Annotated in this window: 7 protein-coding genes and 1 pseudogene; 2 read left to right on the top strand and 6 right to left on the bottom strand. The window is 69.9% G+C overall.

Features of this window, described 5'->3' with window-relative positions; genetic code table 11:
* Positions 1 to 31: 31 nt before the first annotated feature.
* From ACWELQ_RS32635 to ACWELQ_RS32625, 3 genes are all read right to left on the bottom strand, one after another.
* Positions 32 to 1,261, bottom strand: a complete 1,230-nt coding sequence (locus ACWELQ_RS32635; protein WP_452400882.1) for an SPFH domain-containing protein — start codon at positions 1,259 to 1,261, stop codon at positions 32 to 34.
* Between the two features lie 9 nt (positions 1,262 to 1,270).
* Positions 1,271 to 1,480 carry a hypothetical protein gene (locus ACWELQ_RS32630; protein ID WP_452400881.1) on the bottom strand — a complete coding sequence of 70 codons (210 nt, stop codon included), beginning with the start codon at positions 1,478 to 1,480 and terminating at the stop codon, positions 1,271 to 1,273.
* 96 nt (positions 1,481 to 1,576) lie between these two features.
* Positions 1,577 to 3,640 (bottom strand): serine/threonine-protein kinase, encoded by a 2,064-nt coding sequence (locus tag ACWELQ_RS32625; RefSeq protein ID WP_452400883.1) that lies wholly within the window; start codon positions 3,638 to 3,640, stop codon positions 1,577 to 1,579.
* 69 nt (positions 3,641 to 3,709) lie between these two features.
* Here ACWELQ_RS32625 and ACWELQ_RS32620 point away from each other — a divergent pair, with 69 nt between their 5' ends.
* Complete coding sequence (locus tag ACWELQ_RS32620) at positions 3,710 to 4,408, top strand: hypothetical protein (protein WP_452400880.1); 699 nt, start codon at positions 3,710 to 3,712, stop codon at positions 4,406 to 4,408.
* A 3-nt stretch (positions 4,409 to 4,411) separates the two neighbouring features.
* Positions 4,412 to 5,395: an ADP-ribosylglycohydrolase family protein gene (locus ACWELQ_RS32615; protein ID WP_452400879.1), complete on the top strand. Its 984-nt coding sequence runs from the start codon at positions 4,412 to 4,414 to the stop codon at positions 5,393 to 5,395.
* A 74-nt stretch (positions 5,396 to 5,469) separates the two neighbouring features.
* On the opposite strand, the gene ACWELQ_RS32610 is transcribed toward ACWELQ_RS32615, so the two are convergent.
* The 3 genes and pseudogenes from ACWELQ_RS32610 to ACWELQ_RS32600 form a co-directional block, all read right to left on the bottom strand.
* Positions 5,470 to 6,369, bottom strand: a complete 900-nt coding sequence (locus ACWELQ_RS32610; RefSeq protein WP_452400878.1) for an alpha/beta hydrolase — start codon at positions 6,367 to 6,369, stop codon at positions 5,470 to 5,472.
* Positions 6,370 to 6,495: 126 nt separating this feature from the next.
* Positions 6,496 to 6,795 (bottom strand): hypothetical protein, encoded by a 300-nt coding sequence (locus ACWELQ_RS32605; protein ID WP_452400877.1) that lies wholly within the window; start codon positions 6,793 to 6,795, stop codon positions 6,496 to 6,498.
* Positions 6,792 to 7,175, bottom strand: a pseudogene (locus ACWELQ_RS32600) (mycothiol conjugate amidase Mca); the annotation flags it as partial. The pseudogene ACWELQ_RS32600 and the gene ACWELQ_RS32605, both read right to left, overlap by 4 nt.

Here is a 7,175-nt window from a genome sequence, read left to right as displayed (position 1 = left end):
TGGTCCAATACCGTCCATGACCCCAGCAGTGTCAATCCGCAACCGGCCGAAGGACATTCGGGATCGCCTCGGCCCGCTGCTGGATACCGGCCGCCTCGGCGGCCATCCGCGCCCGCATGGCCTCGGCTTCGGCCAGACCGCGCGCCTGGATGGCGTCCGCGTCCGCCTGACCGTTGAGGCGGGTGGCCTCGGCCTGCGCGGCGGCGCGCACCTTGATCGCCTCCGCCTCGGCCTGGGCCTGCATCTTCGTCTGTGCCGCAGCGGCTTCCGCGCGCAGCCGGGTCTCCTGCGCGTCGGCCTCGGCCTGGCTGATGCGGGCATCGCGGCTGGCGGCGGCGAGAGTGGTCTGCCGGTAGGCCTCCGCGTCGGCGGGCTTGCGGATCTCCACCTGGAGCTGCTGTTCCTTCTGCTGCGCTTCCAGCTGCGCGACCCGGGTCGCCACCTCGACCACCGCCTGCCGGGCCGTCGCCTCGGCGAGCGGGCCCTGCTGCTGCGCCTCCTTGGTGGCCCGATCCACCTCGGCCTGGTAACCGGCCTTCTTGATCTGGGTGTCGCGCACCGACAGCGCGACCTGCGCCTGCGCGGCCTGCTCCTGCGAGATGGCCTCGCGTTCGGCCAGGGCGCGCGCGATGCGGGCGTGCTGCTCGACCTCGACCTGGTGCGGAACCGCCAGGTTGGCAATGTAATTCGACTCGCTGGCAATGGACTGGATCTGGAACGAGTCGATCACCAGGCCGAAGGACTCCATCTCGTGCGAGCAGCGATCGCGCACCTGCTCGGAGAACTTGTCCTGGTCACTGATCATGTCCTCCACCGTCATCGAGCCCGCGATGGCGCGCAGATGACCGATGAAGACGTTCTGGACCTTGGTCTCCAGCTCATCGGCGGGCCGGTCCAGGAAGCGGCGGGCGGCATTGGCGATCGAGGCGTAGTCGTCGCCGACCTTGTACATCACCACGCCGGTGAGCTGCAGGTTGATCTTCTGGCGGCTCACACACGGGACCACGATCTGGGATTCGTGTGCCTCCAGTGAGATTCGGCGCACCTTCGTCAGGCCGGGCGCCACCAGGCAACCGCGGCCGGTGACGATGCGGAACCCCATACTCTCGCCCGAACCGCCTGGCCCGGACCCGGCCCGGAAGCCCGAGATGATCAGCGCCTCATCGGGTTCGGCGACCCGCCAGGCCATGCGAAACAGTGTCACTGCCACCACCAGCAGCAGGAGTGCGGCCCCGACCACGGAAAAGACCAGGACGTTCACGATGCACCTTCATTTCACGAGAACGACTTCAACGGTGCGACCGCCCAGGCTGTTCACCACTAATACCTGGGCGTGCTTGGGAATAGTCGATTCATCGTCGGCGGCGCGAGCCATGAACCGTTCGGTTCCGAACCGCACCTCGATCACAACCTCGCCGAGGTGGCCAGGTGTGATCGCCGCCGTCACCCGCGCGTACTTGCCGATCACGTCCGCCGCCATCAACACCACCCCCCGGAAACCGAAGATGCTCGACTCACCACACGCTAGACCCGGCCACCGACAGCCAGCAATCGCTTTACGAAGTCGTTGTCACCATTATCGCGCGGCGTTCGTGATCTTGGTCAGCGCAACGGAATTGACCACCAGCAAACCCAGCGAGACGGCCGCCAGCACACCCGCCGCGGTGGCCGCCGAGTTGACGTCCACCGCCAGATCGCCGGCGTCGAGCGGCTGCCCCTGGGAGTAGAGGAACACGGCTCCGACCGGACCGCCCAGCGCGCAACCCACGACCAGCGCCCGGACCGCCCGGTGCGGGCGCAGGAACGACAGCAGTGCCGGGAGAGCGGCCGTGACGGCCAGCCAGTTGACCAGCCAGGGGTAGTCGTCGGCCAGGAAATGCCAATCGTCCCCGGACGGCAGCCGCACCGAAACCACGGCCGCACAACCCAGCAGCGACAGCAACAGGGTCGCGATGGAGTAGCCGTCGTGTGGGAGCCGGAACCGCGGATGCGAACTGTCGTCCAGCATCAGCGCCACGGCCCCGAGGATCCCCGCGAGCACCAGCGAGACCGCCCCGAACACCGCGATCCGTTCACCCGACGCGCTGCGGATCGACGCCGCCACCGTGGCCCGGTTCCCCCCGACCCACACGGCGTTCAGCCGCAACAACATCGCGGCGCTCCACACCCCGGTCAAACCCACCCCGACCAGCAGCGCATTGCAGATATCCCTCGGTAACTGCGGGATCAGCGTCCGCACCCCGGTGGTCGCCCCGGCGACGAACGCGACAACAGCCAGCACCACGAACAGGTAATGCCCGTGATAGAGCACCGAATCCACCGACCGGTCGCCATCATCATCCCGCGCGAACGGGGCCATCAACCCCGCCACGAAAAACACCGACCCGACAACCGCCGCCAACCCGGCCAGCAACGTGACGAAATCGATCGCCCGCCCCCGAATATCCCCGACCACCGGACCGAACACCGACGCGTCCCGCGCGGAACCGTCCCCACCCACTCTCGTCGCCACGGCACCCCCCACCCGACCGCCTACAGCCTCGTGCGCGGAGCCATCCCCCACGCCACCAACGTGACCGCCCACAGTGCCGACCGCGCTATGGCCGATACCACCAACGTCGGCGGGGCCAACCTCCAAGGCAGTTGCATCCCCACCAGATATGCGACCGTCCGGCGGACCGCCCACAGGCCCTCGCGCGGAACCGTCAACGCGGCTGTCCGTAGCGCGGTCGGCACGAATGGTTATGTCCGCGTGGATATCACGCCTGGAGTCGCCCCGGGCGGATCTCCCACCCGTCAGCGCGAGGTTCGCGGCTTCGGCCAGTGCGGCGCAGTCGGGGTAGCGGGCGGCGGGGTGCTTGGCGAGGGCGGTCGCGATCACGTCGTCCAGGGCGGGCGGTAGGTCGGGAAACAGCTCGGTGGGCCGCGGCGGGGGTGCGGTGAGGTGGGCGGAGATCACCGCGGCGTGGTCCGAGCGGGGGAAAGGTCTGCTGCCGGTGAGGATTTCGTAGAACGTGCAGCCGAGGGAGTAGATGTCGGCTCGATGGTCGGCGGGGTCTTCGCCGAAGCGTTCCGGGGCGGCGTAGGCGACCGTGGCGGTGGTGCCGGTCAAGGTGAGGGTGTCGTCGAAGGCGCGGGCGATGCCGAAGTCGGTGAGCACGGCGCGACCGCCGTCGCGATCGGACACGTCCACGAGGATGTTGGCCGGTTTCACGTCGCGGTGCAGAACGCCGTGGCGATGCGCGTAATCGAGGGCGTTCCCGGCATCGGTGATCAATCGGACCGCGTCCGACGCGGGCAGCCGCCCGCCCGCCGCCGCCAGCAGCGCCGCGATATCCCCGCCGCTGATGTACCGCATGCAGAGCCAGGGGATCTCGGCGCCGGGCGCGCTGCGATCGTAGATCGGCACGATATCGGGATGCTCGAGTCGCGCCGCCAGCGCGGCCTCGCGATCGAAGCGCGCCCGCCCCGGCGAAGCCGGCGACATCGCGGGCCCGACCCCGGCCCCGCCGAAAACCTTCAGTGCCACATGGCGATCCAGCCGCGGATGCCGCGCGAGGTACACCACCCCCATGCCGCCCGCGCCGAGCACACGCTCGATGCCGAAGCCGGAGAAGTCCGCTCCCGGATCCAGCCGCATCACCCGCGCGCCCCCGTCAACACCTATCGCCTTGCCGCGCCACAGTTTACAGCGGGCATGATAAGGCGCATGCTCCCCACCGACGACCTGGCCCGCACCGACCCTCGCCCCGCGGTGATCGACACGCCGCTCGGCATCGTGGAGTTCAGCCTCACGCTGGGCGCGGACCGCCTACCGGCCACGCCGGAAACGGTCTGGGAGCTGCCCAACGGCACCCTGCTGCAACGCTGGCGACCCCGCCAGGCCACCGTCGACCTGCTGATCGGCCGCATCGACGTGCCCGCCTGGGACGGCGGCGCGCCGGTCCCGATGTGGGCCGGGATCTTTCAGGTGCGCGCCGATACCGCGGTGCCGGGACTGATCGTCGGCGCCGGCCTCGACGACCTGCCCGCCGACGCGCACGGCGGCCCCGACTCCGGCGAATGCCTCGCGGCCGTGAGCGCCGAGAACGAGCGGTTCATGGTGTCGATCGGCGGCCCCGACACCGAACTGCTGGCCATGCAGGCCGCCGACGGCCGCCTCATGCCGACCGCCTGGGCCCACCAGTTGCCGGCCGACGGCGACGACGGTGGCACCGAATACGGTGTGCGCTACGGCGACCGGGTCGCCCTCGCCTGGCATCTGCCCGGCCTGGCCACCGGGGAGGTGGCGCGGCTGTGCATCGCGACCGCCTGGTGCCCGCGCGACGACGACCGCCCGGCGGCCTGGTTCGCCGTCGACATCCCCCTCGACACCGCCTACCACCACCTCACCACCGGAAGGGCGTGACCGATGCACGTCGACCTCATGCTCGAATCCCTCGACGGGCTATCCGTCGGGGACGTGGTCGGCGCCGAATTCCCGGTGCTGCGCCGCGATCTCGGCGAACTCCGCGACGGGCCGCTGCCCGCCGGGCGCTGGGAGTGGACCGACGACACCGAAATGGCCTGCGGCGTGGTCGACGAGCTGCTCGGGCACGGTGTGATCGACCCGGATCGGCTGGTCGCGGGCTTCGCCGCGCACATCGACACCCGCCGCGACTACGGCTTCATGACCGTCGACTCGCTGGGCCGCATCGCCCGCGGCGCGCCCTGGCGCGAGGTGGCCGCGGCCGCGTTCGGCGGCCAGGGTTCCTGCGGCAACGGCGCGGCCATGCGGGTCGCGCCCCTGGGCGCGTTCTACGCCGACGACCCGGAAACCGTGGTCGCCCAGGCGATCCGCTCCGCGGAGGTGACCCACTCGCATCCGGAGGGGATCATCGGGGCGGTCGCGGTGGCGGTCGCGGCGGCCACCGCCGGACAGGCTCGCCTGACCGGAATCCTGCCCACCCCGGACCAATTCCTCACCGCAGTCCTCGACCGCCTCGACGACGGCGACACCACGCGCGGGATCGCCCGCGCCCGCGCGCTGCTCGGCGCGCCGTACGAGCAGGTCGCCACGGAACTCGGCACCGGCATCCAGGTGACCGCGCAGGACACGGTGCCCTTCACCCTGTGGGTCGCGGCCACCTGCCTCGCGAACTACCGTGCGGCCGTGGCCACCTGCGTGGCCGCGGGTGGTGACACCGACACCACCTCCGCCATCGTCGGCGGCATCGTCGCCATATCCACCGGAATCGACTCGGCCCGGACCGGCGGCCACCCCGGCGGTCTCCCGGAAAGCTGGATCGCCGCCCGCGAACCCCTGCCCGCCTGGCTCGACCTCACCCGCAGGCCACCTGCCACCACGCCGAAACCCTCCGGCCGGCTACGCCGCTGGCTGTCCGCCAAGCAGTAATCGGCGTAGAAGCCCGTGGCCGCGACGCCTTCACCCGCTACGACACCCCACCCTCGGCTGAATTCGGGTGGCCCTCAGGCGAAGTGCTTGCGCAAGAAGGCCCCGATCTCCTCAGTCGCGGCGGCGGCCTCCGGGGTGTCGCGCATCGCCGGGTAGAAGTGCGGTAGTCCCTCGCCGACCCGCAGCGTCACGTCCACGCCCGCGGTGATCGCGGACTCGGCGAAACGCTCCGAATCGCTGAGGATCACCTCGGCCGTCCCGACCTGCACGAGCAGCGGCGGCAGACCGGCTGGATCGCCGAAAAGCGGTGAGGCCGAAGGATCCCGGGGATCCGCGTCGCCCAGATATCCGGCGTAGATGCCCCTGATCATGCCCGCGGTGAAGATCGGATCCTGCCCGTCCCGCTCGGTCATCGAGGCGCCCGAACCGGTCAGGTCCAGCACCGGGGACAGCAGCACGGCCGCCGCGGGCAAATCCGCTCCCGCATCGCGCAATTCGAGCAGCAGCGCCGTGATCAGATTGCCGCCCGCCGAATCACCGGCCAGCGCAATCGAACTCGCGGGCACGCCCTGCTCCTCGCGCAGCCAGCGCCACACGGCCCGAATATCCTGCAGCGCGGCCGGATACACCTGTTCGGGAACCAGCCGGTACTCCGGGAACAGCACGCGCGCCCCCGCCGCCCGCCCCAGCCGCGCCGCCAACTCACCGTGACTGGCCAGCGAGCCGATGGTGAAACCGCCCCCGTGCACGTACACCAGCACCCGCTCCGCCGACGCCCCCGGCGCATCGACCCAGTGCGAGGGGATGCCCGCCGCCGAAACCTCGCTCACCCGAACGTCATCCGGAATGTCGTAGCGCTTGCCCGCGGGCAGGAAGTTGGCGCGCAACTCGTCGAGCGGCGGCGGAGTGGCGGGCCGGGCCGCGCGGCGCTGCTCGAAAAGCTCGATGATCTCCTGCATCTGCGGGCTGGGCATGGCGATTCCCCTACGATTCGAAATGTTGATCTTGATCGAAGAACTCGTGACGGTTCCGGAATGTTCCGCCCCCGGATACGAAACGACCCCGATCACCGGGACCGGGGTCGTGCGAAGTACTGGGGTTCAAGCGTTGCCGTTGGCCTTCTCCGGCTTGGACCCGCTGCCCGCCTCATGCTCGGACTCGTCGTCCGCATGCTCGATGACACCGCGCTCGGTGCCCTCGTCGGCCTCCTGATCCGGTTCCGGATGCTCCGGGGAGAACTCGGCGGGCAGCCGCTTGATGTGCTTGTTCATGTTCATGATGAGCAGGATGGTGCCCGCCAGCAGCACCAGCACGATGACCAGGCCCAGCGGTGAAGCCTTGCCGAATTCCGGTCCGGTGGGCGAATTGTTGGTGCCCTGGGCGAGCAGCATGAGCGTCATCGGTCGGTGTCCTCGGTATCCACGCTGTTGGCGTCCTCGGTATCTACATCGTCGATTCCCGCGAACAGGTCGGTCTCCGGAATCGCGGTCTTCACCCGGGTCTTGGCCAGCTCGAATTCCTCGGTCGGCCACAGCCGCTGCTGCATCTCCAGCGGTACCGCGAAGAAGGCCCCGTTCGGGTCGATCTGGGTGGCGTGGGCGCGCAGCGCGTCATCGCGCTGCGGGAAGTACTTGGCGCACTCGATCTGGGTGGTGACCCGGCCCATGATGTCGCCGCGCTCGGCCGCGTACTTGCGCATGCGGTCCATCCACTCCTGCATGGGGAACGGCTCGCCGCGACGCTCGTACTCGTCGGCGAACACCTCCAGGCGGGTGAGGCT

This window comes from Nocardia sp. NPDC004722, assembly GCF_053601505.1.
This window is presented reverse-complemented; position numbering and strand designations above follow the sequence as displayed.